29 protein-coding genes are annotated in these 25,202 nt (G+C 64.2%); 10 read left to right on the top strand and 19 right to left on the bottom strand.

Going from position 1 to position 25,202, the window contains the following annotated elements; all coding sequences use genetic code 11:
* Positions 1-19: 19 nt before the first annotated feature.
* From CXY83_RS13300 to CXY83_RS13290, 3 genes are read right to left on the bottom strand one after another with little or no spacing between them, the layout of a single operon-like run.
* Positions 20-1,021: an Fpg/Nei family DNA glycosylase gene (locus tag CXY83_RS13300; RefSeq protein ID WP_104197824.1), complete on the bottom strand. Its 1,002-nt coding sequence runs from the start codon at positions 1,019-1,021 to the stop codon at positions 20-22.
* 6 nt (positions 1,022-1,027) lie between these two features.
* Positions 1,028-1,519, bottom strand: a complete 492-nt coding sequence (locus CXY83_RS13295) for a ribose-5-phosphate isomerase (RefSeq protein ID WP_104197823.1) — start codon at positions 1,517-1,519, stop codon at positions 1,028-1,030.
* A gap of 9 nt (positions 1,520-1,528) precedes the next feature.
* A complete protein-coding gene (locus CXY83_RS13290; protein WP_104197822.1) occupies positions 1,529-2,149 on the bottom strand; it encodes a DsbA family protein in 621 nt (206 codons plus the stop codon).
* Positions 2,150-2,307: 158 nt separating this feature from the next.
* On the opposite strand from CXY83_RS13290, the gene CXY83_RS13285 reads away from it, so the two are divergent.
* Positions 2,308-3,882, top strand: coding sequence for an MFS transporter (locus tag CXY83_RS13285; protein ID WP_104197821.1), 1,575 nt, complete (start codon positions 2,308-2,310; stop codon positions 3,880-3,882).
* Positions 3,883-4,105: 223 nt separating this feature from the next.
* A complete protein-coding gene (locus CXY83_RS13280) occupies positions 4,106-5,611 on the top strand; it encodes an SDR family oxidoreductase (RefSeq protein ID WP_104197820.1) in 1,506 nt (501 codons plus the stop codon).
* On the opposite strand, the gene CXY83_RS13275 is transcribed toward CXY83_RS13280, so the two are convergent.
* Positions 5,590-5,988, bottom strand: a complete 399-nt coding sequence (locus tag CXY83_RS13275; RefSeq protein ID WP_104197819.1) for a hypothetical protein — start codon at positions 5,986-5,988, stop codon at positions 5,590-5,592. The genes CXY83_RS13280 and CXY83_RS13275 overlap by 22 nt on opposite strands.
* A 75-nt stretch (positions 5,989-6,063) precedes the next feature.
* Positions 6,064-7,059: a DUF2332 domain-containing protein gene (locus CXY83_RS13270; RefSeq protein WP_104197818.1), complete on the bottom strand. Its 996-nt coding sequence runs from the start codon at positions 7,057-7,059 to the stop codon at positions 6,064-6,066.
* A gap of 119 nt (positions 7,060-7,178) precedes the next feature.
* Here CXY83_RS13270 and pepN point away from each other — a divergent pair, with 119 nt between their 5' ends.
* Positions 7,179-9,725, top strand: coding sequence for an aminopeptidase N (gene pepN / locus CXY83_RS13265; protein ID WP_104197817.1), 2,547 nt, complete (start codon positions 7,179-7,181; stop codon positions 9,723-9,725).
* Here pepN and CXY83_RS13260 read toward each other — a convergent pair.
* On the bottom strand, positions 9,722-9,919 hold the full coding sequence (locus tag CXY83_RS13260) for a hypothetical protein (RefSeq protein ID WP_104197816.1): 198 nt from the start codon (positions 9,917-9,919) through the stop codon (positions 9,722-9,724). The two genes, pepN and CXY83_RS13260, sit on opposite strands and share 4 nt — an antisense overlap.
* A 27-nt stretch (positions 9,920-9,946) precedes the next feature.
* On the opposite strand from CXY83_RS13260, the gene CXY83_RS13255 reads away from it, so the two are divergent.
* Both CXY83_RS13255 and CXY83_RS13250 read left to right on the top strand, forming a co-directional pair.
* Complete coding sequence (locus CXY83_RS13255) at positions 9,947-11,071, top strand: mechanosensitive ion channel family protein (protein ID WP_104197815.1); 1,125 nt, start codon at positions 9,947-9,949, stop codon at positions 11,069-11,071.
* 89 nt (positions 11,072-11,160) lie between these two features.
* A complete protein-coding gene (locus CXY83_RS13250; protein WP_304466254.1) occupies positions 11,161-11,568 on the top strand; it encodes a globin in 408 nt (135 codons plus the stop codon).
* Positions 11,569-11,613: 45 nt separating this feature from the next.
* On the opposite strand, the gene CXY83_RS13245 is transcribed toward CXY83_RS13250, so the two are convergent.
* Together CXY83_RS13245 and CXY83_RS13240 are read right to left on the bottom strand one after the other, a co-directional pair.
* On the bottom strand, positions 11,614-12,003 hold the full coding sequence (locus CXY83_RS13245) for a type II toxin-antitoxin system VapC family toxin (RefSeq protein WP_104197814.1): 390 nt from the start codon (positions 12,001-12,003) through the stop codon (positions 11,614-11,616).
* Positions 12,000-12,257, bottom strand: coding sequence for a hypothetical protein (locus CXY83_RS13240; RefSeq protein ID WP_104197813.1), 258 nt, complete (start codon positions 12,255-12,257; stop codon positions 12,000-12,002). Before CXY83_RS13240 ends, CXY83_RS13245 begins: the two co-directional genes overlap by 4 nt.
* A gap of 293 nt (positions 12,258-12,550) precedes the next feature.
* Between CXY83_RS13240 and CXY83_RS13235 the strand changes: the two genes are divergently transcribed.
* Positions 12,551-13,606, top strand: a complete 1,056-nt coding sequence (locus CXY83_RS13235; protein ID WP_233200948.1) for an LLM class flavin-dependent oxidoreductase — start codon at positions 12,551-12,553, stop codon at positions 13,604-13,606.
* A gap of 100 nt (positions 13,607-13,706) precedes the next feature.
* Here the strand turns inward: CXY83_RS13235 and CXY83_RS13230 are convergent, their stop codons facing one another.
* The 3 genes from CXY83_RS13230 to CXY83_RS13220 form a co-directional block, all read right to left on the bottom strand.
* The gene (locus CXY83_RS13230) at positions 13,707-13,982 is read right to left on the bottom strand and encodes a hypothetical protein (RefSeq protein ID WP_104197811.1); all 276 of its coding nucleotides are present in this window, start codon (positions 13,980-13,982) and stop codon (positions 13,707-13,709) included.
* Between the two features lie 16 nt (positions 13,983-13,998).
* Positions 13,999-14,646 carry an FMN-dependent NADH-azoreductase gene (locus CXY83_RS13225; RefSeq protein WP_104197810.1) on the bottom strand — a complete coding sequence of 216 codons (648 nt, stop codon included), beginning with the start codon at positions 14,644-14,646 and terminating at the stop codon, positions 13,999-14,001.
* A gap of 198 nt (positions 14,647-14,844) precedes the next feature.
* The gene (locus tag CXY83_RS13220; protein WP_104197809.1) at positions 14,845-15,522 is read right to left on the bottom strand and encodes a hypothetical protein; all 678 of its coding nucleotides are present in this window, start codon (positions 15,520-15,522) and stop codon (positions 14,845-14,847) included.
* A 68-nt stretch (positions 15,523-15,590) separates the two neighbouring features.
* Here CXY83_RS13220 and CXY83_RS13215 point away from each other — a divergent pair, with 68 nt between their 5' ends.
* Positions 15,591-16,466, top strand: coding sequence for an acyl-CoA thioesterase II (locus CXY83_RS13215; RefSeq protein WP_233197926.1), 876 nt, complete (start codon positions 15,591-15,593; stop codon positions 16,464-16,466).
* A gap of 9 nt (positions 16,467-16,475) precedes the next feature.
* On the opposite strand, the gene CXY83_RS13210 is transcribed toward CXY83_RS13215, so the two are convergent.
* The 7 genes from CXY83_RS13210 to msrA all read right to left on the bottom strand — a co-directional run bounded on the left by CXY83_RS13210 (position 16,476) and on the right by msrA (position 21,814).
* Positions 16,476-17,192 (bottom strand): zf-HC2 domain-containing protein, encoded by a 717-nt coding sequence (locus tag CXY83_RS13210; protein WP_104197808.1) that lies wholly within the window; start codon positions 17,190-17,192, stop codon positions 16,476-16,478.
* Entirely contained in the window at positions 17,189-17,698 is a 510-nt protein-coding gene (locus CXY83_RS13205; protein WP_104128928.1) for a sigma-70 family RNA polymerase sigma factor, read from the bottom strand. The genes CXY83_RS13210 and CXY83_RS13205 overlap by 4 nt, the downstream gene beginning before the upstream one ends.
* Positions 17,699-17,789: 91 nt before the next feature.
* Positions 17,790-18,260: a thioesterase family protein gene (locus tag CXY83_RS13200; protein ID WP_104197807.1), complete on the bottom strand. Its 471-nt coding sequence runs from the start codon at positions 18,258-18,260 to the stop codon at positions 17,790-17,792.
* Between the two features lie 18 nt (positions 18,261-18,278).
* On the bottom strand, positions 18,279-19,961 hold the full coding sequence (ettA, locus tag CXY83_RS13195) for an energy-dependent translational throttle protein EttA (RefSeq protein WP_104197806.1): 1,683 nt from the start codon (positions 19,959-19,961) through the stop codon (positions 18,279-18,281).
* A 5-nt stretch (positions 19,962-19,966) separates the two neighbouring features.
* On the bottom strand, positions 19,967-20,485 hold the full coding sequence (locus tag CXY83_RS13190) for a hypothetical protein (RefSeq protein ID WP_233200946.1): 519 nt from the start codon (positions 20,483-20,485) through the stop codon (positions 19,967-19,969).
* Positions 20,486-20,550: 65 nt separating this feature from the next.
* Positions 20,551-21,081: a single-stranded DNA-binding protein gene (locus CXY83_RS13185; protein ID WP_104197804.1), complete on the bottom strand. Its 531-nt coding sequence runs from the start codon at positions 21,079-21,081 to the stop codon at positions 20,551-20,553.
* 208 nt (positions 21,082-21,289) lie between these two features.
* On the bottom strand, positions 21,290-21,814 hold the full coding sequence (msrA, locus tag CXY83_RS13180) for a peptide-methionine (S)-S-oxide reductase MsrA (protein WP_104197803.1): 525 nt from the start codon (positions 21,812-21,814) through the stop codon (positions 21,290-21,292).
* Positions 21,815-21,966: 152 nt separating this feature from the next.
* On the opposite strand from msrA, the gene CXY83_RS13175 reads away from it, so the two are divergent.
* Together CXY83_RS13175 and CXY83_RS13170 are read left to right on the top strand one after the other, a co-directional pair.
* Positions 21,967-22,242 carry a DNA mismatch repair protein gene (locus CXY83_RS13175; protein WP_104197802.1) on the top strand — a complete coding sequence of 92 codons (276 nt, stop codon included), beginning with the start codon at positions 21,967-21,969 and terminating at the stop codon, positions 22,240-22,242.
* 107 nt (positions 22,243-22,349) lie between these two features.
* Complete coding sequence (locus tag CXY83_RS13170; RefSeq protein WP_104197801.1) at positions 22,350-23,108, top strand: hypothetical protein; 759 nt, start codon at positions 22,350-22,352, stop codon at positions 23,106-23,108.
* 66 nt (positions 23,109-23,174) lie between these two features.
* Here CXY83_RS13170 and nadE read toward each other — a convergent pair whose 3' ends face one another.
* Positions 23,175-24,011: an ammonia-dependent NAD(+) synthetase gene (gene nadE, locus CXY83_RS13165; RefSeq protein WP_104197800.1), complete on the bottom strand. Its 837-nt coding sequence runs from the start codon at positions 24,009-24,011 to the stop codon at positions 23,175-23,177.
* A gap of 303 nt (positions 24,012-24,314) precedes the next feature.
* On the opposite strand from nadE, the gene CXY83_RS13160 reads away from it, so the two are divergent.
* The coding region (locus CXY83_RS13160) for a DUF222 domain-containing protein (protein WP_146069935.1) at positions 24,315-25,202 on the top strand (888 nt) is incomplete at its 3' end.

The raw sequence follows: 25,202 nt of genomic DNA, 5'->3' as shown, positions 1-25,202 counted from the left end.
CACCGTGCAGCAGGAGCGGTTACGCCTGACATCGCGGGCACCAGTACAGTTTGCGGGCCGCCATATCTTCGAGCACGATGTGCGTACCGCAGACTCGGCAGGGCAGGCCTTCGCGTTTGTAGACCCAGTGCCGATGGGCCCGACTCCTCATGGCGCGCCGGTACCCGGCGCCCTCGAGCTTGTCCATGGTCATCATCTGGCCAGTGGCAACACCTTTATGCAAGAGGTGGGCCCAGTCCTGCCACAGCGCGCGCACGGTTTCGTCACTGAGTGACTTGGCGGGAGTGTGCGGGTTGAGACCGGCACGAAAGAGTATTTCGGCACGATAGACGTTGCCGATTCCGCTGACCACGCTCTGGTCCATCAACAGCCGGCCGATCGGCGTGGGTTTTTTTCGCACGACAGAAACGAAGCGTTCCTCGGCCGCGGGGGTGTTCTCCAGTTCCGGATCGGGTCCGAGCCTGGCGATCACAGCGTCGACCTGAGCCGGGTCGAGCACCTCACACGCCGTCGGTCCACGCAGGTCGGCGCACACCGTGTCGGTGAGCAGCCGCACCCGTACCTGGCCGACCGGTTCGGGGGGAAAGATATCGACGGGCTCGATCTCCTTTTCCTGCTCGGACATGCGCACCCGCGTGCGCCGCGGCGCCCCGATACTGAAGATCGAATTTTCACCATCGGCGTCAAAGGTCGCGGCCTCGGCCCCCGCCGCGACCTTGGTGCCGTGCTGATTGGTCTGGCCCATCCGGCCGTTGGCCGACGCCATCGTGGCATCCATGAGCACCTCGCCGCTGAAATCCCAGGCGCCATACAATCCCAAGTGGATGCGCAACCACAATCCGTGATCAAACTCCAGAAACATCTGCTTGCCCACGGCGCGAGCATCTGTCACCGAATGTCCGCTGAGCTGGGTGGCGCCAGTCGCGAACCGGCCCTGCGGCGAGCTGACCGTCACGCGGTGGCCGATGAAATTGCGCTGAAACTGGCGGGTGATGCGATGAACGGAGTGACCCTCTGGCACCTCAGTTCACCTGCCGTCGACGTTTTTCCCGGCGATGGTTCCGGTTCGCTCATACTCGCCGAGCTGACGGATGCGCCGCGTGTGCCGTTCCTCATCACTGAACGGCTCGGCAACAAAGGCATCGATAAAGCTCGTGGCCTCCGCGATCGTGTGCTCCCTGGCCCCGATGGAAATGACGTTGGCGTCGTTGTGCTCACGAGCGAGCCGGGCCGTGCTGAGATTCCAGACGAGGGCTGCTCGGGCTCCGGATACCTTGTTGGCGGCGATCTGTTCGCCATTGCCCGAACCGCCGAATACGACGCCGAGCGCTTCGATACCGGACTCGCGGTCGTCGACGGTTGCCTGCGCGGCGTTGATGCAGAACGCCGGGTAGTCGTCGAGGGCGTCATAGGTCCGGGGGCCGTGGTCGATGACCTCGTGACCGGCCGCACTCAGGTGCGTGATCAGGTGGTGGCTGAGGTCGAGACCGGCATGGTCCGTGGCGATGTGGATGCGCATGTGATCAGTCTATTTAGTGCTGGCGACTGGGGTGAAAATTGGTTCGCGGGTACGACTGCGCTTGAGCTCGAAGAACCCGTCGTAACTCGCGAGCGCCACGACGCCGTCCCATAGGGCCAGTGCGGCGTCCCCCATGGGTGCCGGTGAGATGACTGGGCCGAAGAACGCCACACCGTTGACCGCGATCACCGGGGTTCCGACGTCCTGGCCAACCCGATTGATGCCGTCGAAGTGGCTCGCGCGCATTTGGGGGTCATACTCCTCACTGTCGGCGAAGGCCGCGAAGCTGGCGGGCAGGCCCACCTCGGCGAGCGCTGCGGGAATGACCTCGTCGGGATTGTTGCTACCGCCCGGGTGAATCTGGGTGCCGAGCGCGTCGTACAGCGCCTTGACCATCGGCTGGCCGTGCAGTTCGGCAGCGGCGGCCACGAGTCGGGTGTACTTGAGCGCCCGCGGAAAGAATGCCGCATATTCCGCGCTCACATCCTGGTTTTCGTTGAGTACAGCGAGGCTCATCACGTGCCAGGTCACGTCGAGATTACGCAGGCGCGCAACCTCGTCCACCCAGCGCGAAGTCATCCAGGCCCAGGGGCACGAGGGGTCAAACCAGAAATCTACGGAATCAGTCATACCTCCAGCCTAAGCAGAACTCGCGGGGCCCTCCCCGCTACCGAGATTTGCTATTTAGGCAATGCCCCCATTTAGGGGTACTCTTGTCCAACTGAAAAAACTGCACCACGCAGTACATCCTTGACTTCGCAGCACAATATCTCCACGAGAGAAATTTCATGCCCACTGACCGAAGTACATCCAACCCGAATCTCGACGCCACAAACGCCTCGACCGGGAGGAAAAAGCCCGCGAGACCCTTGCGCCGCCGACGCATCGCCGTGTCCGACGTGAACGTCGTCGACAAACCCATCATGAAGCGTGCCCTCGGTGGCACCATCGTGGGAAACACCATGGAGTGGTACGACGTCGGTATCTTCGGTTACCTGATCACCACGATGGGTCCGGTCTTTCTGCCGGAGGCGGACGCATCCGTGCAAACCCTGTTTCTGCTCGGAACCTTTGCCGCTACCTTTTTCGCCCGCCCACTCGGCGGCGTGTTCTTCGGTTGGCTGGGTGACCGCATCGGCCGGCAGAAGGTGCTCGCCACGACGCTGACGCTGATGGCCGCCTCGACCTTTGCCGTCGGTATCCTTCCCGGTTACGCCCAAATCGGCGTCTGGGCAGCGGTTCTGCTGGTGTTCGTCAAGCTCGTACAGGGGTTCTCAACCGGTGGCGAGTACGCGGGGGCGACAACCTTCGTCAGCGAGCACGCGCCCGACACACAGCGCGGTTACTTTGCGAGTTTTCTCGATATGGGCAGTTACCTCGGTTTCGCCATCGGTGCCTCACTCGTCTCGGTACTCCAGCTCACGCTCGGGCAGTCGGTCATGGAGGAATGGGGCTGGCGGGTTCCGTTTCTCATCGCCGGGCCGCTCGGCCTGGTCGCAATCTACTTCCGGTTGAAGATCGACGAGTCGCCCGCCTTCCAGGCCACTCTCGACGCCCAGGAGGAAGCGCAGAAGAATCCCATCGGCGCCACGGCGGACACCCCGAAGAGCCCGATCGCCATATTCAAGGCGTATTGGCGCAACATCATCATCGCGATGATCCTCGTCGCCGCCGCGAACACGGTGGGCTACGCCCTCACCTCGTATATGCCCACCTATCTAACCGAGAACAAGGGCTACGACGAATTGCACGGCACAGCACTGACAATTCCTATTCTCGTCGTCATGGCCCTGTGCATCCCGCTGGCGGGTCGCCTGTCCGACCGCATCGGGCGCCGACCGGTGCTGTGGATCGGAGCAATCAGCACGGTCGTACTGGCCTACCCGGCGTTTTTGCTGATCGGTATCGGCGACGTCTGGTCGACTCTGCTCGGCCTGGCGTTCATCGCGTTCCCGGTCACGTTCTACGTCTCCAACCTCGCCTCCGCCCTGCCTGCCTTGTTTCCGACGGCGAGCAGGTACGGTGCCATGGGTATTTCGTACAACTTCGCCGTAGCCATATTCGGCGGGACCACACCATTCATCATCGCGGCGCTCATTGTGGGCACCGGCAATGACATGATGCCGGCGTTCTACCTGATGGGCACGTCGTTCATCGGTGCGATCGCCATCTTCTTCCTGCGGGAATCGGCCAACCGTCATCTTCCTGGCTCCATGCCGAGCGTGAACAGCGAAGAGGAAGCGCATGAACTCGTCAAAACGCAAGATGACAATCCCCTGCTCGATACCGACCAGATGCCGTTCGACCACACCTTCGAGCCGCCGACCAGCGCCATTCCGGCTCAGGAATCGACGAAGGTGTAGTGCTTCCCGGTATCTGTTCGCCGGGCCCAGTCGATGATCAGGTGGAGGCGCGCGCGCAACGCGCCTCCACCTGACAAATAAGGAAGGCATGAAACAGCCAGTTCCAGGACTTCTCCCCGTGGGATCTCGGACCTGGTCGGAGTGCGTTCGAATGGGCTTTTCGTACGGGCGCCGTCGTTTCGCTGACGCAGATGATCCCAGTCGGTCCGCGTAGGATTCTCTAATGACTTCCGCGCCCACTACCGCCGCCGAGTCGGCAGCACCGGCTACCGAGTTCGCTGGAATCGATCCACAGGATCTCGCCGTCACCCTCCGCGTGCTCGCCTCCCTGGCCGACATCGATCCGGACAGCCCCGACTTCGTCACCGTGCGCCAGGCCACTGCCAAGATGTTCAAGTCGGTCAAGATGGTGCGTCGCATCGAGAAACGCGCGGTCATCGCCGACGCCGATCGCAGCGTCATCGCGGCCACCGCCACTGGCGCGCCCACCCGCATCGACGACGAGACCCGGGGCGCCCAGCTTTCCCTCGGTACCAGCGCGGCGACCGCCGGTGAGCTGCTTGTTCCGCGCGCCTGCTATATCTGCAAGCAGAAGTACACCGTGGTCGACGCGTTCTACCACCAGCTTTGCCCGAGCTGCGCTCTCTCCAGTCACGCCAAGCGTGACGCTCGGACCGACCTCACCGGCAAACGCGCACTGCTCACCGGCGGCCGTGCCAAGATCGGCATGTACATCGCACTCCGCCTGCTGCGCGACGGCGCCCACACCACCGTCACGACCCGGTTTCCGCGCGACGCCGTTCGCCGCTTCGCCGCCATGCCCGACTCCAAGGACTGGCTGCACCGCCTGCGCATCGTCGGAATCGATCTGCGCGACCCGGCCCAGGTGATCGCCCTGGCTGATTCCGTCGCTGCCCAGGGTCCGCTCGACATTCTCATCAACAATGCAGCGCAGACCGTGCGACGCTCGCGCGGCTCGTACTCCCCCCTGGTCGAGGCCGAGGATGCTCCGCTGCCCGACGGTCCCCTGCCCGAGATCGTGTCGTTCGGGCACACCAATGATGCGCACCCGCTCGCCCTGGCTGCGTCGGTCTCCGGGCATCCGCTGCTCGCGGCCGCGTCCGGCGCCGGCGCGCTCACAGCGGACGACCTTACCCGGCTGGCTCTCGCCGCCGGGTCTTCGTCACTGGAGCGTCTTGCCGCCGGCACCGCCATTGACGCCGGCGGGCTTGTTCCCGACCTGCACGACGTGAACAGTTGGACGGCCAACGTCGAAGACGTCGATCCGCTCGAGATGCTCGAAGTTCAGCTGTGCAACACGACCGCACCATTTTTGCTGGTGAGCCGTCTGCGCGGCTCGCTCACGGCATCCGCTGCCCGTCGTACCTACATTGTGAACGTGTCAGCGATGGAGGGCGTCTTCGGTCGCGGCTATAAGGGCCCTGGCCACCCGCACACCAATATGGCCAAGGCAGCGCTGAACATGCTCACGCGTACGAGCGCCAAGGAGATGCTCGATGATGGCATTCTCATGACGAGCGTCGACACCGGCTGGATCACGGACGAACGGCCACACCCGACCAAGGTGCGCCTGGCCGAGGAGGGCTTTCACGCGCCGCTCGACCTGGTTGACGGCGCAGCCCGGGTCTACGACCCGATCGTGCGCGGCGAGGCCGGCGAAGACCTCTACGGCGTCTTCCTCAAGGACTACCAGCCCGGCGCCTGGTAACATCGGGCCGTCGGCGACTGGATCATCGACTCGTCGACGCGGACATCGCCCTGACCGCGTTGGTCGGCTCCGATCCGGCCGCGCTTCGGGGCGTATCGAACCCGCAATTCGGGCGTAACACGGCCCAGCTCGAAATCATGGCCGAGTCGCCGCACACGGTCACCGGTTTTCTCGAGCACCTGCGCGCACGCATGATCGAGCACAGCGTGCTGCGCGGACAGGTGCTCTCGTTCGTGCAAACCAATGACGGAGCCGGAGCCGGAGCCGGAATCACCTTTCTGGAACGACCCGTCGTAGCGACGGCCACCATCGTGCTGCCGGAGGGTATCCTCGGCACCATCACCGACCACGTCATCGGAATCGGCGAGCAGCTCCAATCCGCATCCTTCGGCTGGGCGACCGGTAGCGCGGCGCCGTTGTCAGCGGGGCCGTCGACCGAGCCGCCCGCCGAGTCACCCGAGCCAGTGCAGGCTGCGACCATGCGGCTGGGTCAAGGCAATTGGCTCGCCGTCCAGGGCAAGAATGAAAGCGGATTCCTTCGCCGGAGCCTTTCCAAGCCGCTCCAGTACCCCCGGCACCACACTCTGCCCCTCGTTCGATAGCCAGCGCACCGGCAGTCGGGTCATCTGCGCGGCGAACCGATTGCGGTCCCGCTCGTTCAGGTAGGCGAGCACCGCGGTGTGGAACACGACAACCGTTGCCTCGGCCGGTGCCCGGGTGACGAGCGCCTCGATCTGGTCGTTCAGGTCCCCCGGTACGATCTCGACCGTCTCCTGGTGGGCCACGGCAACCGCGGCGCGCAGCCGGGAGCGACGGTCGTCGTGCTCCGGCCAAATCAGCGCCTCGAGCCAGGCCACGTCCGCGTCGCTGTGCACGTCGAGCGGGTGAAGGTCGATTCCGGCCCGCCACACGATGTCGGGCATCCGCTCGGGCAGCGGCACCGGGCCGGTGACGGCGCAGTCCAGAACGACCGGGCTGGGGCCGTCGGTCGGGTGCAGCATCCACTCGCCGCCATCAGCAGACCGATACCGGTAGCTGTACCGATCGGGGTGCAGGCAGAGACCGGCGGATGCCCCCACTTCGATTATCGCGAGCGGCCCGGCGAGCGCCGCCAGGGCCGGTAACAACGCAGCGCACCGACCGGGCTCATTGGTCTGGGTGGCGTGGGTCAGGCAGGTGGCGGCGACGAGCGCCCAGTGCTCGCGCAGCCAGGCCGCGAAAGCCGGGTACTCCCCGGCAACAGCCCCGTGCAACCGGGCCGCGCTGAACACCAGGTTCGGTTGCCGCTTGACCGGCGGCAGCAGATCGATCAGGGTCACGATCTCAGGATCAGCCGCAACCCCAGCGGCCCAGCGTTCGTAGCAGGTGCTCATTCCGCGGGCTTCAACCTCGGCGAAGGCCCGGTAGCGTTCAGCGGTCGCGACGCCGGGATCGGTGCTCGCTCTCATGCCCACATCCTAATCATGGCTAGGCTTGCGGGGTGCGTTGGCGCCACGAGCGCCGAAGCTGCACCGTTCCAAATGGAATCCGTCGCGAATCGAATCGTGAATCGAATTGGAGAATTAAGTTGCCTGGAGAGAACCTCACCCGCCTGGAAGCGTCCGAGCGCGCCGCGCTCGTCACGGTAGCGAGCTACAACGTTGTACTCGACCTCACTACCAGCCCCACCACATTCGGCAGCACCACCACGGTGCGCTTCAACGCCACCCCCGGCGGCTCGACCTTCATCGACGCCATCACAGCGCAGGTGCATTCGGTGACCCTCAACGGTGCCGTGCTCGACCCGGCCGTCGTGAGCGACGGAATCCGCATCCAGCTCGACGGCCTGCAGACCGAGAACGAGCTCGTCGTCGTCGCCGACGCGCTCTATACCAACACCGGTGAGGGCCTGCACCGCTTCGTCGACCCGGTCGACAACGAGGTTTACCTGTACAGCCAGTTCGAGGTACCCGACTCCCGCCGCGTGTTCGCGGTGTTCGAGCAGCCTGACCTGAAGGCAAAATTCTCCTTCACCGTCACGGCGCCGAGCGAGTGGCAGGTCGTCTCCAACTCCACCACGCCCGAACCCATCGATGCCGGCAACGGCGCCAGCACGTGGGCGTTTGCGCCCACCCACACCATCTCGAGCTACATCACCGCGCTCATCGCCGGCCCGTACGCCGTCGTGCGCAGCGAACTCGTCTCAAGCGACGGACGCACCATCCCACTTGGCGTGTTCAGTCGCAAAAGCCTCTCGGAGTACCTCGACGCCGACTACATCCTCGAGAAGACCCGCCAGGGCTTCGCCTACTACGAGGAGAAGTTCGGATATGCGTACCCCTTCGACAAGTACGACCAGCTGTTCGTGCCGGAGTTCAATGCCGGCGCCATGGAGAACGCAGGCGCCGTCACCTTCACCGAAACCTATATCTTTCGCTCCAAGGTGACCGACGCCGTCAAGGAACGCCGGGTTGTGACGATTCTGCACGAGCTTGCCCACATGTGGTTCGGCGACCTCGTCACGATGACCTGGTGGAACGACCTCTGGCTCAACGAGAGCTTCGCCGAGTGGGCATCGACCATCGCCACCGCCGAAGCCACCGAGTGGCACGAAGCCTGGACCACCTTCGCCGTGATGGAGAAGAGCTGGGCCTACAAGCAAGATCAACTTCCCTCGACCCACCCGGTCGTCGCCACCATCCGCGACCTCGACGACGTGCTCGTCAACTTCGACGGCATCACCTACGCCAAGGGCGGCTCCGTGCTCAAGCAGCTCGCCGCTTGGGTGGGTATCGAGGCGTTCTTCACCGGCGTCGGCTCCTACTTTCAGAAGCACCAGTGGGGCAACACCGAGCTGCGCGACCTGCTCGTGGAACTCGAAGCGGCGAGCGGCCGGGACCTTCGCGACTGGGCGAAGCTGTGGCTCGAAACCGCCGGCGTCAATACCCTGCGCCCCGAGATCACCGTCGACGAGGCCGGAGTCATCACCGGCTTCACGGTGCTACAGAGCGCCGCAGCCGATTACCCCACCATTCGCCCGCACCGCCTGGCCATCGGCTTCTACACCTTCAACGACGCCCACAAGCTCGTGCGCACGCACCGGGTCGAGCTCGACGTCGACGGCTCGCGAACGGATGTCCCCGCCCTCGTCGGTCGCCAGCGTTCCGACCTGATCCTGCTCAACGACGACGACCTCAGCTACGCCAAGGTTCGCCTGGACCCGGCCTCGCAGGCGGTGGCGCTGGAACATCTCTCCGCCATTGAGAGCCCGCTCGCCCGCGCTCTGGTCTGGGGTTCGGTCTGGGACGCCACCCGCGACGCTGAAACCACGGCGCGCGACTTCGTGCGCCTGGTGCTGAACAACGTGGCCACCGAAACCGAGTCAACCACGCTGCGCACCGTACTCGGCCAGGTCGTCCTCACAGCGAACTACTACGTCGGCCAGCCACACCGCGCTGCCGTCACGACCGAGGTCGCCGCGGCACTGTGGACGCTGGCCCAGAATGCTGTGGCCGGCAGCGACGCCCAGTTCCAGTTCGTGAAGTTCTTCGCCGCCGTTGCGACCAACCCAGCCGACCTCGAGAACGTAGCTGCCCTGCGGTCGGGCAGCACCGTGCTCAAGGGCCTCACGGTCGATACCGACCTGGCCTGGGAGTTGCTCACCGCCCTTGTGGCCGGTGGACGCGCCGACGCCACTGAGATCGACGCGGCGCTCACGGCCGACAACACGGCCACCGGCGCCCAGTCGGCCGCCCTGGCTCGGGCCGCCCTCCCCACCGCCGACGGCAAGCTCGCCGCCTGGTCGTCACTCATCGACGTTGACACGGCAGCGACGACCATCGTGCGCACGACGGCCGCCGGGTTCCTGCGGGTCAACGACGCAGCCCTGCTCGAGCCGTTTGTCGCGACCTACTTCGAGATGCTGCAGCGCGTGTGGGAGGCGCGTAGCTTCTCGATCGGCGAGAAGCTCGTCATCGGTCTCTACCCGGCGCCGCTAAACAACCAGGCCCTCGCCGACGCGACCCGGGCCTGGCTCGATGCGAACCCGGAGCCGGCAGCGCTTCGCCGCCTCGTGGTCGAGAACCTGGCCGGAGTCGAGCGATCGCTGAAGGTACAGGCGCGCGACGCCGACTAGCCGTCGGCAGGGAACACCATGAAGCCCGCAGCCAGCCGACCACTGGCCGCGGGCTTCACGCATCCCGTGAGGTTCACAGCAAACTCCACGATTACCGAGAGGATGCCACTGCCTGCGGTGCCGAGACCGGTCTGCGGCGACCGCGTGTCGCAGGCGTCGATACCGTGGCCGGGGTCACTTCCCGGGTTCCACAAACGGCCTCTCGGTAGACTGGTCTGGATATGAACTGGAACACCTTCTGGACTGACCTCGGCGCCCACTTCGCTCAAATAGCTTGGGCCGACTATGGAGGAAAAGCCTTCGCTGTCGCGATGATCATCATCATCGCTTTCGCCCTGCGCTGGGTTCTGCAGTTCGTCATTCGGCGCGTGGTGCAGCAGATCGTCTCCGGCGTCAAGAAGAATCAGAAGGTCGACGACACCCAGGCACTCAATGTGTCACCGCTCGCGGCGGTTCGCGTTGTCCAGCGCTCACGCACCCTCGGGGCAGTGCTGGCGAACATCGTGAACGTGTTCATCCTGATCACCGCCCTGTTGCTCATCGTCACGACCCTGAACAAGGACATTCTCGGTTCCTTCGCTCTGCTCACCGCCGCGCTCGGCGCCGGCCTTGGTTTCGGCGCACAAAACATCGTCAAGGATATTCTCAACGGCCTGTTCATGGTCGTGGAAGACCAGATCGGCGTGGGCGACATCGTCGACGTGGGATTCGCATCCGGTGTCGTCGAAACGGTCGGAATTCGCATCACTCAGGTACGCGACATCGATGGCACGCTCTGGTTCGTGCGCAACGGCGAGATTCTGCGGGTCGGCAACATGTCGCAGGGCTGGGCGCGCGTCATCATCGACCTCGCCATCCCCTACAGTTCCGACGTGGAGGCTGTGCAAGACGAGCTGCTGCGCGTGGCCACTGCCCTCGCCTCAAGTCGCAAGTGGCGCGCGTTCATTCTCGAAAAGCCCGAGATCTGGGGCCTCGAGTCGATCAGCGCCGAAGCCCTCGTGACCCGGCTCGTGGTCAAGACCCGGGTCTCGGCCAAGTGGGACTTCGCCCGTGACCTGCGCCTGCACATGAAGAAGGCCCTCGACGGTATGGGAGTGCCACTCACGCCGCTCAACAGCGTGGTCATGACCACCGGCGACGGTACCCTTGAGGGGTCGACCAGTGAACCGGCCGATGGCGCCCTCGATGCCGCCGAAGAGGCCGCTGCGGCCGTACCCGACGCCGTCGCCGGCGTGCGCACCGGCCCGGTCGCGGTACGCAAGCCCCGTGGGCCGCGCAAGCCCAAAAATGTTCCGGCTCCGATGAAGACGCCCGACCCTGAAGTTCGTGGGGATGGCATTGACTGACACTGAACCCACCCAACAGAAGAAAGCCGCACCACGTGACCACTGAACGACACCCCACCGATCAGCCTGCAGGCCGTGCCGACGTGTACCTGCGCGAGGGTGAGAACGGTCCCGCCGCAGTGCCCACTTTCTTCGACGAGGTCGGCGGAACCCCGTTCTTCGAAAAGCTCGTGCACGACTTCTACGTCGGGGTAGCCACCGACCCGGTGCTGAAGCCCATGTATCCCGAAGAAGATCTCGGACCGGCCGAACACCGCCTGGTTATGTTCCTCGAGCAGTTCTGGGGCGGTCCAGGAACCTACAGCGAGCAGCGCGGCCACCCGCGTCTGCGTCAGCGTCACATTCCGTTCAAGGTCAACCCGGATGCCCGCGACCGCTGGCTGGGCCATATGAAAGTCGCCGTGGACGCCGCCAATCTGCCACCGTTGCAGCGGGGAATTCTCTGGGATTATATGGAACGCGCCGCCTTCGCGATGGTGAACAGCTTCGAAGACTAGGGCGCGGCGGTACCGACAGACATCCGCGTGAGCAGCTGATGCCCGCTAGTGCACTTCAATCCGCACACTGTGCCCGCTACTTCGGGCCAATCGTGCGTCGCGGGTGAGCAGCGGGCAACGCAGCGCTTCGGCCAAAGCAATGTAGGCAGCGTCGTAGGCCGAAACAGTGTCGCGCAACTGGAACGCCCGCCGGCGCAGCGGTTCAGCCGAGGGCCACCGTCGGATCGGCAAATCTTCGAAGTCGACTAACAAGTCCTGCGCCCGAGCCGCGCTCAGGTGCCCGCCCAGCGTGAGGCCGCGTAAGGCGGAGACGATTTCATAATCGAGCAGGCTCGGCGCATGCAGCTCTTCAGCTGCCAGGCGGGAGCGTAGACCATCGGTACCAGCGACCGCGGTCAACGCATCAATCACAGCGGCGGCGTCGACAACGATCACGCGCCGGACCGGTCCTGCACCTCGCCAGTGCGCTCCGTTCGTGCGACCGCGAGCGCCTCGAGCGCGGACGCCTGCGCGTGTTCCGTTCGACGGGCTGCGCGTTCGAGTACCTCACTGACCGTCGGACGAGCGACCTCTCGGGAAACGAGATCGAGCAGATACGTGTTGAGGGACTCGCCTTGAGCTGCGGCCCTGGCCTTCAGCGCCCGGCGCGCTTCATCGGGCACGTTCCGAATTTGTAACAGTGAACCCATACCCGCATAATACTACTATTTTGATACATTTTGTATATACTTTGGGTGTACCCGTCCAGTCTCGCGGAAGAGCCAGTCAACATCGCTTCTGCGTGTCATCGTCACGGACACGAGAACGAGAGCCCGCACACGCTCCGGGCGACGCGCGCATCCTGTCCACAGGGCTGCGCGAATTGGCAACAGAGGCGCGAAACTAGCTACGGCGACTCGCGCACGACGCGTGAGGTCGTCGGAGGGTTTCTGCACCAGAAGGCGCGCCCGTTCCCGGACGCCGCCTCACTATCCCGTACACAATGGAGAACACCATGGAGATCGGCGCCTACAGCTTCGGCGACACTCAGCTCAACCCCGACGGCAGCTCACGCTCCACCGCGGAAGCGATCAGGAACCTGTTCGACGCCATCGTGCTGGCCGATAAGGCCGGGCTCGACTACTTCGGTGTCGGTGAGCACCACACCGTCTCGATGCCAGCCTCCTCGCCCGGTGCGATCGTCGCAGCGGCCGCCGCCGCGACGAGTCAGATCAAACTGGGCAGCGCGGCGAGCATCATCGGAACGGATGATCCGGTGCGGGTCTTCCAGCAGTTCGCCATCGCTGATGCGATCTCGGGCGGTGGCCGAATCGAGATCACCGCCGGCCGCGGCTCCTCGGTCGAGACTTTTCCGCTGTTCGGCTACGACTTGAACGACTACGACGAGCTCTACGCCCAGAAGCTCGACCTGCTCCTCACGCTCAACACCAGCGCCACCGAAAACGTGACCTGGTCGGGCACCGCACGTCCGTCGATCCCCCAGCTCGACGTCGTGCCGCGCCCGGTGCAGGGCTCACTCCCCATCTGGATCGCGACCGGCGGCAGCGCGCCGTCGTCGGCTCGTGCTGGGCGCCTCGGTCTCCCCCTCGCCTACGCCATCATCGGCGGAGAGCCGCACCGGTTCGCGCCCCTCGCCAACCTCTACCGGCAGTCAGCTGCGCAGGCCGGCCACACCGGCGACAACATCAAGGTCTCGGTGGCGACCTTCGGCCTGGTGGCCCCGACCAAGAAGGAAGCCGTCGAGCGGATGTATCCGGGCTGGGTGAACTTGAACGTGGAGATGGGTCGGTTGCGGGGCTGGCCGGTGCCGCAGCGCAGTTCCTATCTGGCTCAGGTCGATGCACCCAGCGCCTACTTCGTGGGCGACCCTGACGACGTCGCGGAACGCATTGTCGCGCTGCACAGGCACCTCGGCCACATGCGTCATTTTCTGCAGGGCGACCACGGTGGGCTCCCCCAGGAACACCTGCTCGAGTCCATCACCCTGCTCGCCACCGAGGTCAAGCCCCGCGTTGCGCGCCTGCTCGCCGCCAAGTAAGCGCGCTGGGCGACGCAGGTGGGCAGGCCTGCCAGGCCGCAATCGTCGCCATGCAACGCATCAACGTGAGCGGTGTCGGCCAGCAGCATCCTGACCAGGATCAGTTCAGCGTGCGCTGCAGACGCTCTTCGAATTCGGCCGGACGGGCGAGGATCCAGCTGCCGACCGCGATGATCACGGGTAACCCCAGAACGAGCAGGGCAACCTGGTGCCACGGCGGTGCGAAAGGCAGCAGACCGACCAGCCCGAGCTTGGTGGGCCCCAGCAGGCCGAGGATTCCGCCCAGCACCGCGCCGGTACCGGTCAACAGCACGGCCTGCCAGAAGGCGACGTTGCGGCGCAGCCCTGGATGTACGCCGACTGCACTCAGCGTCACGTCGTCGCGGCGTCCGTCAGCCCAGACGGCGGGCGGCCCGGGCAGCGGACTCGTGCGCCGCGGCCAGCTCTTCGTGTTGCGTGTCGACCTCGTCGGCGGGCGCACCGAACCGTTCGCTGAGAGTGCGGGTGGCCACGATCGTCTCGACGGTCATTCCCAAGGCATTCGCCAAAATCAGGGTCAGCGCCGGTAGCGCGTGATCGTCGAACTCCGTGGAGGTTCCCGGGTCGTAGACCGCGCCGCGAGTGGAAACGAGTACGGCCGGGCGACCAGCGAGGGGCTGCTGACTGGTCGGGTCGTCGAACGGAGCGGTCACCGTCGGCAGGTGAATGTAATCGATCCACGCCTTCAGGGTCGACGGCATCGAGTAGTTGTACAGCGGAACACCGATCAACAGCACGTCGGCCGCGACAAGTTCCGCAATGAGGAGCTGCTGCAGCGTTTCCTGCTCCGCGCTGGGGCGCGCGCCCTCCGGGCGGAGCCGTGCTGGAAAGTGCAGCGCGGCATCGGTCAGGTGGGGCAACGGTTCCCGGTGCAGATCACGGTGAACGACGGTGTGTTCATTGCTCAGACCGCGCCAGGTATCCGCGAAAGTCGCCGTAATCGCACGCGAGCGCGAGGTCACGAGGTCGGCGGACGAATCGAGCTGCAACAGTATCGGCATGCCCCACAGCCTAGGGGCATCCAACGCACCAGCCCCTGTCGCTGCTGTGGTGACTTCGGATGCAAGCGGGTTACGGCGTAGATACCACCAAGGCCGCCGGCCTGTGGAGAATCCATGATGTGGGCCGTCCGGTGACGGCCGACAGCGGCAGTCCGCCACCATCGAGTCCTCGCGACCGACAGTGCAGCCTCTAGCCGGTCAGGCCTTGAGAGTCCACGGCTTGCGTCGCACCAAAACGTGGCCGCGACTCGTGCTGAGGCGGGTCCACAGGCCCGACTCGAACAGGTGCACCGGTTCGTCGTCGGCGAGAAAGCCCAGGCTGAAGGCTGCGAAACCGGCCCCGGTCGGTACGAATTCGAGCCCATCGACCTGACGGCCCCAGACCTCAGAGCGCACGCGTTCAACGATCAACTCTCCGGTGCCCTCCGGCACGGCGGCGGCAACCTCGTCGATGCCCTTCCGAGCGGCCGCTTCGAGGTGAGATGCCGGCGTCTGGCCGTGTGGTTCCCAGCCGCCCTTCGGCGGCGAGATGCCGGTCCAGGTCACGGTATTCACCTCCAGCGGAACGGTCACGACCACCGGCACGGTGAGGTCACGCGCGGTGGATTCGAGGCGTTTGAGGCGTTCTAGCAGGGACCGCACCGGCACGACCTTGTCGAGGTCGACCGGCTCCGTCAGGGCGAAGGTGCGCAGCCCGAGCACGGTCGGGCTCGCGTCGAGCAGACCGCGCGGATAGAAAATGGCGGTGTAGACCGCGAGAACGCCCTCGGACGCCATGAGACGCACGGAACCATCGAGGACGCGGCCGGATCGTGAGAGAAACACGATCAAATCGCTGAGGGACTGGGAATCGGTAAGAGTGAATGACTGGCTCATCACCTCCTAAACTACCAAGATACGAAACATCCGCGTGCCGCGGTCGCGAACTTGCCCGAGGAGACAGCATGCACAAGCCGATGGAAGGCCTCCTGGCCGTTCTCGATCTGACCGACACCGGTGCCCGCACCAGCGAAGATATCTTCACCGGTCCGTCCCAGTGGATGCCGCTTGGCCGCGTGTTCGGCGGGCAGGTCCTGGCCCAATCGCTGGTCGCCGCGATGCGCACCGTTCCCGACGAACGCCACGTGCACTCCATGCACGGCTATTTTCTGCGTCCCGGCGATGTCAAAGCGCCGATCACCTTCTCGGTCGAGCGCATTCACGATGGTCGCTCGTTCTCCACCCGCCGCACGCAGTGCTACCAAGAGGGCGTGCCCATCCTGTCGATGATCGCCTCGTTCCAGGACGCCGATGAGGGCCTGGAGCACCACATCGAGATGCCGAAGGATATCCCCGACCCGGAGAGCCTGCCAACGGCATCCGATGCGCTTGCACACATCGATCATTCGGTGGCCCGTTACTGGGCGAGCGAGCGCCCCTTCGATATGCGGCATGTCCCCTCACCGATCTACCTCAAGGTGAACGGTGAGCACACCTCTCGCCAAGCCGTGTGGATGAAGACTTTTTCTCCTTTGCCCGACGACCCCGATCTGCACCGCGCCGCCCTGGCCTATGCCAGCGATTATTCGATCATGGAGCCGATCATGCGTCGGCACGGCATCGCCTGGTCTTCCCCCGGCCTCAAGGTCGCAAGCCTTGACCATGCCATGTGGTGGCACCGTTTCGGTCGGGTCGATGAATGGCTGCTCTATGTGCAGGATTCACCGAGCGCTCAGGGCGGCCGCGGCCTGGCCACGGGCAGTATCTTCAGCCGCGACGGCGTGCTCCTGGCCACCGTTGCGCAGGAGGGCATGCTGCGCGTCCCCATCATCCTCGAGTAACTCGAGCACCTACCAGGTCGGTGTGGATTCCAACAGCACCCGCTCGTCGGGCATCCAGCGAATATCCACACTGGCGATATCGTTCTCCGCCACACTCGTGGTGCCGGTAGCGGTGATCGTGCTTCCGGGACCAGCGATCCAGCTGGCGACGAGGGTCTCCTGCCCGTCCCGGTCGGTCACGAACAGGGCGTAGGCCTGCGGACCGAAATCGTTAGCGCTCGTGGCATAGCTGCAGTTCGCGTCGATCCGGGTGCCCCAGTCTTCGCCGGCCAGGCGAAAGGATGCGGTGAGCGGGCTGGGAACCACCGCGGCCATAGCCACGGCCGGTGCGGTAACGCTCGCGCCCGACTGTTCGAGCCACCCCGGTACGACGAGGGCAGCGGATGCCGCGATCGCAGCGGCCGCGACCACGGCTCCGGCGGCGAGCAGACGGGCGCGCCGGACACTGGCCCGCGCCGCCTGCACCAGGCGGGGCAACAGGGTGGCGGAGTGCGCGGCATCCGCTCTGGTCTCGGTGGACGTCTCGGTGGACGGGCCGAGTTGCAATGCCTGATCGAGTGGGACTTGGGCCAACAGCCCCGGCAAGCCGACGAGGTGCGCGACCGCCTGGCTGCAGGCGACGCAGTCGTTGAGATGCCGTTCGTAGTCCCGGCGGTCGCCCGGTGACAGGGCGCCGAGCATATACGCGCCGTCCCAATCGGCATATAGATCTGCTGGAGTGTTCATCGCTCCGTCACTCCACGTTCTTGCAGTGCGAGTCGCAGGGCTCGCAGTCCATAGTGCAGCCGCGATTTCACGGTGCCTTCGGGAATGATGAGGTCGCGCGCAGTCTCGGCCACGGATTGGCCTCGATAATATGCGCAGACAATGACCGCCCGGTGGTCGGGAGAGAGATCGTGCAGCGCGTCCGCGACCAGCCAGGCATCGAGCAAGGCATCGGTTTGATCGTCGGTGGGCACCTCGGGCAGTTGGTCGGTGGGAATCTCATGGCGGGCACGGGCCGAGCGCCGGTCATCGATCACCAGGTTTCGGGCCACCGTGAACAGCCACGCGCGCGCAGACACTTCGGTCTGATCGAGCAGGCGAGGGCGCTGCCACGCTCGAAGCAGCGTCTCCTGCACCACATCATCGGCAAAGGCCGGATCCTGCGTCAACCGTACGACATAGCGCCACAAAAGCGGTGCGTGTTCATCGTGCAGTGCCTGCAAGAGTTCGGCGCGCTCATCGGCCATAAGTACCTCCCCTGCTTAACACGCGGTGAACGCGTGTGTGGTTCAGTAGTACCGGTATTACGGGAACTCTAGCCGCAGAGTGCGGCGATTATCACCGCCGCGCGAACTCGATCGGTGCATCGAGGTACGGCGTCCAGGCCGCCCGCTCCGTGTCGTTGATGCGGCGCGGGCGTTCGCTCGTCGCGTCGACGAGCACAATGGTGGTGTTCGCCCGGGCGTACAGAACCTCGGGTGTGACGCCCTCCGGGCTGTATACCTCGTAGCAGACATCGAGGCTGGCACCGCCGAGTTTGCCGAGCCAGAGTCTCACGTCGAGGGGCTGGCGCAGGTAGGGCACCGGCGCGAGGTATTCGATCTCCTGGCGCGCGATCAACGTCAGGGTCGACGCCCCGGGGCGACCGTCGAGCACGGCCGTACTCGCTCCGATCGCTCCGTCGTCTTCGGTCACCCAGAACGCCAGGATGCGCGCCTCCTCGAGCAGGCGAAGCATCTCAGAATTGTTCACGTGGCCGTAAGCATCGAGGTCGGACCAACGCAGGCGAATCGGTACGTGCAGCTTCACCAGATTTACCTGTTCTGTTTAGTCGCGGGTGAGCTTGCGATACGCAGAGCGGTGCGGCTTGGCTGCATCCGGGCCGAGCCGCTCGATCTTGTTCTGCTCGTACGACTCGAAGTTTCCCTCGAACCAATACCAGTTGGCCGGGTTGTCATCCGTTCCTTCATAGGAGAGGATGTGCGTGGCCACCCGGTCGAGGAACCACCGGTCGTGAGTGATCACCACGGCGCAACCGGGAAACTCGAGCAGCGCGTTCTCGAGCGAGCCGAGAGTTTCAACGTCCAGGTCGTTAGTGGGCTCGTCGAGGAGCAGCAGGTTGCCGCCCTGCTTCAGGGTGAGCGCCAGATTCAGGCGGTTCCGTTCACCGCCGGAGAGCACACCGGCCTTCTTCTGCTGGTCTGGACCCTTGAACCCAAAGGTCGACACGTAGGCGCGCGACGGAATCTCGGTCTTGCCGACCTGGATATAGTCCTGGCCGTCCGAGACGACCTCCCACAGGGTTTTGTTCGGGTCGATGCCGCCACGGTCCTGATCGACGTAGGAGATGTCCACCGTTTCGCCGATCTTGAGCTCGCCGCCGTCGAGGGGTTCCTGGCCGACGATGGTTTTGAACAGGGTGCTCTTTCCCACTCCGTTCGGGCCGATGATGCCGACGATGCCGTTGCGCGGCAGGGTGAAGCTGAGGTTCTCGATGAGTATGCGCCCGTCGAACCCCTTCTCCAGCTTGGTTGCGTCGATCACCTGGGCGCCGAGGCGCGGGCCGACCGGAATCACGATTTCTTCGAAGTCGAGCTTGCGGGTGCTTTCGGCGGCGGTGACCATCTCTTCGTAGCGAGCCAGTCGCGCCTTCGACTTCACCTGGCGGCCCTTGGCGTTGGAACGCACCCACTCAAGTTCGTCGGCGAGACGACGCGACAGCTTCGCGTCCTTCTTACCCTGCACGAGCAGACGCTCCTGCTTCTTCTCGAGGTAGGTTGAGTAGTTGCCCTCGTACGGGTACAGGTGTCCGCGGTCGATCTCGGCGATCCACTCGGCCACGTGGTCGAGGAAGTACCGGTCGTGAGTGACGGCGAGCACAGCGCCCGGGTACTTGGCGAGGTGCTGCTCGAGCCAAAGCACGCTCTCGGCATCGAGGTGGTTGGTGGGCTCGTCGAGAAGCAGTAGGTCAGGCTTCTGCAACAGCAGTTTGGTCAAGGCCACCCGGCGCTTCTCACCACCGGACAGGTTGGAGACTTCGGAGTCTCCCGGCGGGGTGCGCAGGGCGTCCATGGCCTGTTCCAGCTGCGAGTCGAGGTCCCAGGCATCCGCTGCATCGATGGCTTCCTGCAGCACGCCCATTTCGGCGAGCAGCGTATCGAAATCTGCGTCGGGCTCGCCGAGGGCGAGGCTGATCTCGTTGAAGCGGTCGACCTTGGCTTTAATCGGTCCGACGCCCTCTTGCACGTTCTCCAGCACGGTCTTGCTCTCGTCAAGCTGCGGCTCCTGCATCAGGATACCGACGGTGTAGCCCGGGGAGAGTCTCGCTTCGCCATTGCTGGGGGTGTCCAGGCCCGCCATGATCTTGAGGATGGTGGACTTTCCGGCACCGTTCGGGCCGACCACACCGATCTTGGCGCCGGGAAAAAAGGACATGGTGACGTCGTCAAGAATCAGCTTTTCGCCGATCGCCTTGCGAGCGCGGACCATTGAGTAAATAAATTCGGCCATAGTGTTTACCAGTCTATTTGCCGGGTGGACCCAACAAGACACAAACCGGTCGACAAAATTGGCGCGACCACGCTGTGGAAGCCGTTGCTGGCCGGCCCGATCTGGCCGATCAGGCATTCCCCGGCGAAGCGTACGGAGAACTGGATGGAGTCGGCGGCCAGGTCGGCCTGGGTTCGATCAAAGGTCACCTCCATTGCGGCGCGGTCGAACCCGCCGGCCACGAGCGCATCGATGTAGGCGCGTCCGTCGGCTGCGGGGTTGGCTTTGGTGACGGCGGCGGCGAGAAAGTTGAAGTACACCAGGTTCTCGGCCGCGGTTCCGTCGGGCACGAGCGTCGCGTCAGGCGCCGGTGTGGCCGACGGCTCGGGCGCACCGGAGTTGGACGGCGCCGTGTCGTTAGCGGGGGGTTTTGCTGGGACGCCGGTGCACGCGGTCAGGCTTACCCCGAGGAGCAGCCCAGCGCTCACCATACCCAGCGCGAACCGCGGGCAGCGTGCACGTCGCCGCGCTGTTTTCGCACCCACACTCTGCCATGCTGGTTTCGCCACGCCCAAGATTTGCCTCCCCCAGTCCACGCACGTGGACGATGCTACGAGTCTAAACGGGCATACGCATCCTGATCAGCGTCGATGTCGATCGGAACAAAGCCGTCGTCGGAACGGTCGATCTGCCTACTTTCCGCTTCATACGCGGTGGCTGATTCGGCGGACTCTGCAGGCTCTACCTGTTCTGGCCTGGTCTGCTCGGCAGGGGTTTTGGAGGAAGCATTGCTGCGCACCGGCGTCGTGGTGTACCAAGTGAGGTCGTGTCCGAGAGCGTCGGCCAGAATATCGACGTCAATTCCGGATTTTTCGGCGTTGGACCATGTGCGAATAACCAGTCGGCCACTCACGATGACGTGCTGGCCCTTACTGAGCGACGACGCCGCATTTGTGGCCAACTGGCGAAATGTCGTGACGGAGTACCAGCTGCTCTCGTCCTCAACCCACTCATCTTTCGCGCGGTCCAGATGACTCTGGCGGGAGGCCAGTCGAAAGGACGTGATCGGGGCGCCGTTTTTGCCCACACTGCGGCGGGGGACGGTGCCGATGATTCCGGATACGGTGATGTGGTCGCTCATAGTTTCTCCCGGCACGGTCAGCGCGTGAGGACTCGCACGTAAGCCGCCGAGCGAACACCCGGCGCAAGCGACCCGGAAACGGCAACTCGTGCCATTCTTTGCCGTTCCCGGATCGCACACTGTGAGTGTGCCGCTCGGAACAACGCCGCGGCGCACGCTGCGCACGATCAGTGGAGAACGGGGTAGCGAAACGACTGTGGAGGAGGAACTAGCTGACCAGGTACTCCGAGTACGACTTGCGAATCTTGTTGACCTTGGGCACGGCGACCGCCATGCAGTAGCCCTGTCCGGGATTCTTGGTGAAGAAGTCCTGGTGGTAGTCCTCGGCCTCGTGGTACTCGCCAAGCGGCTCGATCGTGGTCGTGATGCCGGCACCCCACCATTCGGTCGCGCGATCGCGGGCCGTTTCAAACAGCTGCTTCTGCGCGTCGTCGGTATAGAACATTGCCGACCGGTACTGGGTACCCACATCGTTACCCTGGCGATTGAGCTGGGTGGGGTCGTGCAGGGTGAAAAATACATCAAGAATCACGCTGGCCGGAATGACATCGGGATCGAAGGTCACCGCGACGGCTTCGGCGTGACCGGTATGACCGGTGCAGACCGCTTCATAGCTCGGGTTGGTTGTCGTACCGCCGGTGTACCCCGACACGACATCGCTTACTCCGCGTAAGACCCGATACACGGCATCGAGACACCAAAAACATCCACCTGCGACCACAAAAGTTTGCACCGTATCAGTATAACTCTTTGCTTGCTGCAGCCTCCGGTCGAACCGGCATTCACGCCGCCTGTTCGCCTAAAGCGGATGTCGGTGGTCGCCCGTACGCTCAAAAAACACCCAGGGCGGCTGGGATACTGCGGCATTATTACGGAGGCGCACAAATGACCACTCTCATCGCACCGATTCTTCGCACAGCAATTTCCATCACAGCACGCCCCGCAACGGCACTTCCCACGGTGCGTGGCCGCAACTTCATCCTCGTGCGCGACGGGCTGTGGCGCATTGTCGATCCAGCCGGCGCTGTCATCGGGTATATCGAACACCACGTCGATGTCGACGGCAACCGCTATAGCGCCCGGAGAATCGTCTTCGCGACCCGCACCCGAGACCTCGGCGAGTTCTGTCGCATCGACGATGCGGTGGACTGCTTTCGCTAGTAACGCACTAAGAAGTACACCCTCGTGAGGGCAAGGAGTGCACTTGCCTGAGGGCACGCCGCGTCTGATCCCAGAGAACAGGGTTCGGCACGGATAAAATCCTGCACATGGAATGGTGGAATAACTTCGTAGCCTGGTTTACCGACGTCAACACCCAACCGATGATTTTCACTGCGGTCGTGTTCATCGGCGCGATCGTCATTGCCAGCGTGCTGGCCGCGTTGATCTCGCGCGGAGCCATCAAACGGCTCATTACCCAGCGCGATCGCGAGATCAAGGTGGCTGCTATCGCGACCCTCGTCGATGCCGCCACCGAGGCATCCGTGTGGAATTCGCTCACACCGCAGGAACAAGTCATGAGCGACCGAGCGGTCGCCCAGGCCGATATTCAGGTACGGCTGCTGCCAATTCGCGGATCGGGAATCGCCGCGAACTGGGCTGCCCACGAACTCTACGAACTCAAGCGCACCTCCGCCACGTTCGGATACCAGCTGGAGCCGGCGTTGGTGGAGTTTCGTGACCGACTGATCGAATGGCAAAACAAGCCCGCCCGCGCACGCAAGATTTTTCAGGGCGATCTCGACCGATGGAAGTTGCAGAACTCCTCCACCGAGAAGAGCCTGCTGGCAGAGCAGGAAGCGTGGGTGGCCCAGCAGCACCACGACCAGTACAACCCAACCGATTCGGCGCCCACTCCGATGCGGGCCGCGCCGCTCACACCGGCGGTCGTCAACCGAACTGCTTCGTCCGCTTCGACGGCTTCGGACGCTTCGACCGAAACCCAGCGCCTTTTGGATGACGTGAACAAGCTCGAGGTGCGCGGCACCGACCCGCTCACGCGCTCCTCGGCGGCCCCCACCCTATAGTCGCTCTTCTCAGACAACCGACGAGCCGGTCGGCGCTTTCTCAGCGCTGACCGGCTCGTGTTTTGTTTACCGCGTCGGCGACGAGTGCCACCACGTGTCGAACAATGACGCAGGTACGCGCCGCTTGTGCTCGGTGCTGAGATAGCGTGCCTCGATGGCCTCGGCCACTTCATCTTCGACCGACCGGCCCTCGAGGAAGTCGTCGATGTGCTCGTACTGAAGACCGAGGTTGGCCTCATCGGTCTGGCCGGGAGTGTGGTCGAGCAGGTCAGCGGTGGGGTCCTTCAGATAAAGCTGTTCGGGCGCACCCAGCTCCATCAACAGGGCGCGGCCCTGGCGTTTGGTCAGCCCGGTCAAGGGCAGAATGTCGGTGCCGCCGTCGCCGTACTTGGTGAAGAATCCGGTCACAGCTTCGGCAGCATGGTCGGTTCCGACCACGAGCAGGCCGAGCTGACCGGCCACGGCATATTGGGCGATCATGCGTGAGCGAGCCTTGATATTGCCCTTGGTGAAGTCCGTCATAGCCACCTCGAGGCTCGCCAGGAATTCACTTTCAAATCCATCGACGGCGAGTTCAATGTTGAAAGTAGCCTGCGAGGGCGGGCGGATAAATTTCAAAGCAAGTTGAGCATCCACTTCGTCCCGCTGCACTGCGTACGGCAGGCGCACTGCCACAAAGGTGGCCGGATGCCCTTCCTCGGTCAGTTCGCCTGCCGCCAGGGCGCAAAGGCGGCCGGCGAGGGTGGAGTCCTGGCCGCCGCTAATGCCGAGCACGAAGCCCTGTGCGCCGGTGCGTTTCAGGTACTCCTTGAGAAATTTCACCCGACGGCGCACTTCAGCGGCCGGGTCGATAGTGGGTGACACGTTGAGTTCGGCGATGATTCGCGCCTGGAGTTCTCGCATACCTAAATCTAGCAATCCTCGAGAAATGGTGCTCCCGCCCAATTCAAGAAATATGGCTGGTCGCACCTGGCAGATGGGCAGCGAAGGCGACGACATTCTGTCGGCACGGTAAACCAAACGATCCCCTTCCGGCCACTGTTCTCGAGAATGCGAAAGTAGTTGCGTTGGGCCACTAAAACGACGAGTTTTTGCCTTCTTGAAGATGAGAAGAAACTTCTGATCTGACATCATTTTTATGCTGAGATTTACTCGCTTTAGTGGTCGATTCGGGCTATAGTTGGGGGTGAAGGAGGCACTGACGCCATGACCCTCACCGCCCCGCCCACTGCAACTGGCTCCGTGCCGGAACCTGAGGGTTCTCGGGTTGCGGCCGTTGCAAAGGCCGGTGCGATTCTGGCTTTGGCGTTTGATGGGGTGCAGTTTGGGCAGCTCGATGACAGCGAAGCTGTCGCGGTCATGGTGGCTCTAGAGGGTTTGGGCCGCAAGGTCGATGGTGTCAGGCTACGAGCCACCGCCGACATCGGCGTGCGCGCTGAGACCGACCGTGGCAACGGGTCCCTCGCCTACCAACACGGATGCCGTAACCGGGTTGAATTCATCACCCAACTCGCCGGCATCTCCAGCCGCGAAGCTCAACGGCGCCTCAAGCTGGGCGAGACCGTCGTGGAACGCACGCCGATGGGCCTGCCCGTGCCAGCGCGGTACCCCGTCGCCGCCGAAGCACTGGTCAGCGGCGACCTGGGCCTGGAATCGGCAGAGATCATCGCCAGCACGTTGACCGCGCTGCACGGAAAAGTGCTGCAGGACGACCTCGACCGTGTGGAACGTGCCCTGGTCGCCTCCGCGACCGGGGCGATCACCCCGGAAACTGCCGGACTACCCGGAGCCGGCATCCGCTTCACGCCCGACCTGCTGCGGGCGCAAGCCGTGGAGTGGCAGGGCCGGCTCGATCCCGACGGCACCGCCCCCAACGACGACACCGTCGAAGCGAAAAGCACGCTGACGTTCGGGCTGCTGCGCCACGGCTTATACCCGCTGCGCGCCGACGTCACCCCCGAGCTGCGCGGCATCATGGACACCCTCTTCGACACCTACCTGTCAGCCCGGTCTCGCACGCCACGGTTCGAACCCACCACACCCCTCAACGGCACCGGAAGCGATAGCGACACCGACACTGGGTTAGATGGTCTT

This window comes from Cryobacterium sp. M15 (assembly GCF_002929675.1).
GTDB classification, from domain to species: domain Bacteria; phylum Actinomycetota; class Actinomycetes; order Actinomycetales; family Microbacteriaceae; genus Cryobacterium; species Cryobacterium lyxosi.
The sequence above is the reverse complement of the archived record's forward strand: the minus strand, read 5'-3'. Positions and strand labels throughout refer to the sequence as shown.

What these genes read in the sequence shown, in the direction of transcription:
- CXY83_RS13235 (WP_233200948.1), top strand. Translation starts at nt 12,551, where the DNA reads ATGGAGAACACCATGGAGATCGGCGCCTACAGCTTCGGCGACACTCAG.
- CXY83_RS13220 (WP_104197809.1), bottom strand. Translation starts at nt 15,522, where the DNA reads ATGAGCCAGTCATTCACTCTTACCGATTCCCAGTCCCTCAGCGATTTG.
- CXY83_RS13280 (WP_104197820.1), top strand. Translation starts at nt 4,106, where the DNA reads ATGACTTCCGCGCCCACTACCGCCGCCGAGTCGGCAGCACCGGCTACC.
- CXY83_RS13175 (WP_104197802.1), top strand. Translation starts at nt 21,967, where the DNA reads ATGACCACTCTCATCGCACCGATTCTTCGCACAGCAATTTCCATCACA.
- CXY83_RS13210 (WP_104197808.1), bottom strand. Translation starts at nt 17,192, where the DNA reads ATGAACACTCCAGCAGATCTATATGCCGATTGGGACGGCGCGTATATG.
- ettA (WP_104197806.1), bottom strand. Translation starts at nt 19,961, where the DNA reads ATGGCCGAATTTATTTACTCAATGGTCCGCGCTCGCAAGGCGATCGGC.
- CXY83_RS13290 (WP_104197822.1), bottom strand. Translation starts at nt 2,149, where the DNA reads ATGACTGATTCCGTAGATTTCTGGTTTGACCCCTCGTGCCCCTGGGCC.
- CXY83_RS13240 (WP_104197813.1), bottom strand. Translation starts at nt 12,257, where the DNA reads ATGGGTTCACTGTTACAAATTCGGAACGTGCCCGATGAAGCGCGCCGG.
- CXY83_RS13170 (WP_104197801.1), top strand. Translation starts at nt 22,350, where the DNA reads ATGGAATGGTGGAATAACTTCGTAGCCTGGTTTACCGACGTCAACACC.
- CXY83_RS13215 (WP_233197926.1), top strand. Translation starts at nt 15,591, where the DNA reads ATGCACAAGCCGATGGAAGGCCTCCTGGCCGTTCTCGATCTGACCGAC.
- nadE (WP_104197800.1), bottom strand. Translation starts at nt 24,011, where the DNA reads ATGCGAGAACTCCAGGCGCGAATCATCGCCGAACTCAACGTGTCACCC.
- CXY83_RS13285 (WP_104197821.1), top strand. Translation starts at nt 2,308, where the DNA reads ATGCCCACTGACCGAAGTACATCCAACCCGAATCTCGACGCCACAAAC.
- CXY83_RS13270 (WP_104197818.1), bottom strand. Translation starts at nt 7,059, where the DNA reads ATGAGAGCGAGCACCGATCCCGGCGTCGCGACCGCTGAACGCTACCGG.
- CXY83_RS13205 (WP_104128928.1), bottom strand. Translation starts at nt 17,698, where the DNA reads ATGGCCGATGAGCGCGCCGAACTCTTGCAGGCACTGCACGATGAACAC.
- CXY83_RS13295 (WP_104197823.1), bottom strand. Translation starts at nt 1,519, where the DNA reads ATGCGCATCCACATCGCCACGGACCATGCCGGTCTCGACCTCAGCCAC.
- CXY83_RS13225 (WP_104197810.1), bottom strand. Translation starts at nt 14,646, where the DNA reads ATGCCGATACTGTTGCAGCTCGATTCGTCCGCCGACCTCGTGACCTCG.
- CXY83_RS13185 (WP_104197804.1), bottom strand. Translation starts at nt 21,081, where the DNA reads ATGAGCGACCACATCACCGTATCCGGAATCATCGGCACCGTCCCCCGC.
- CXY83_RS13255 (WP_104197815.1), top strand. Translation starts at nt 9,947, where the DNA reads ATGAACTGGAACACCTTCTGGACTGACCTCGGCGCCCACTTCGCTCAA.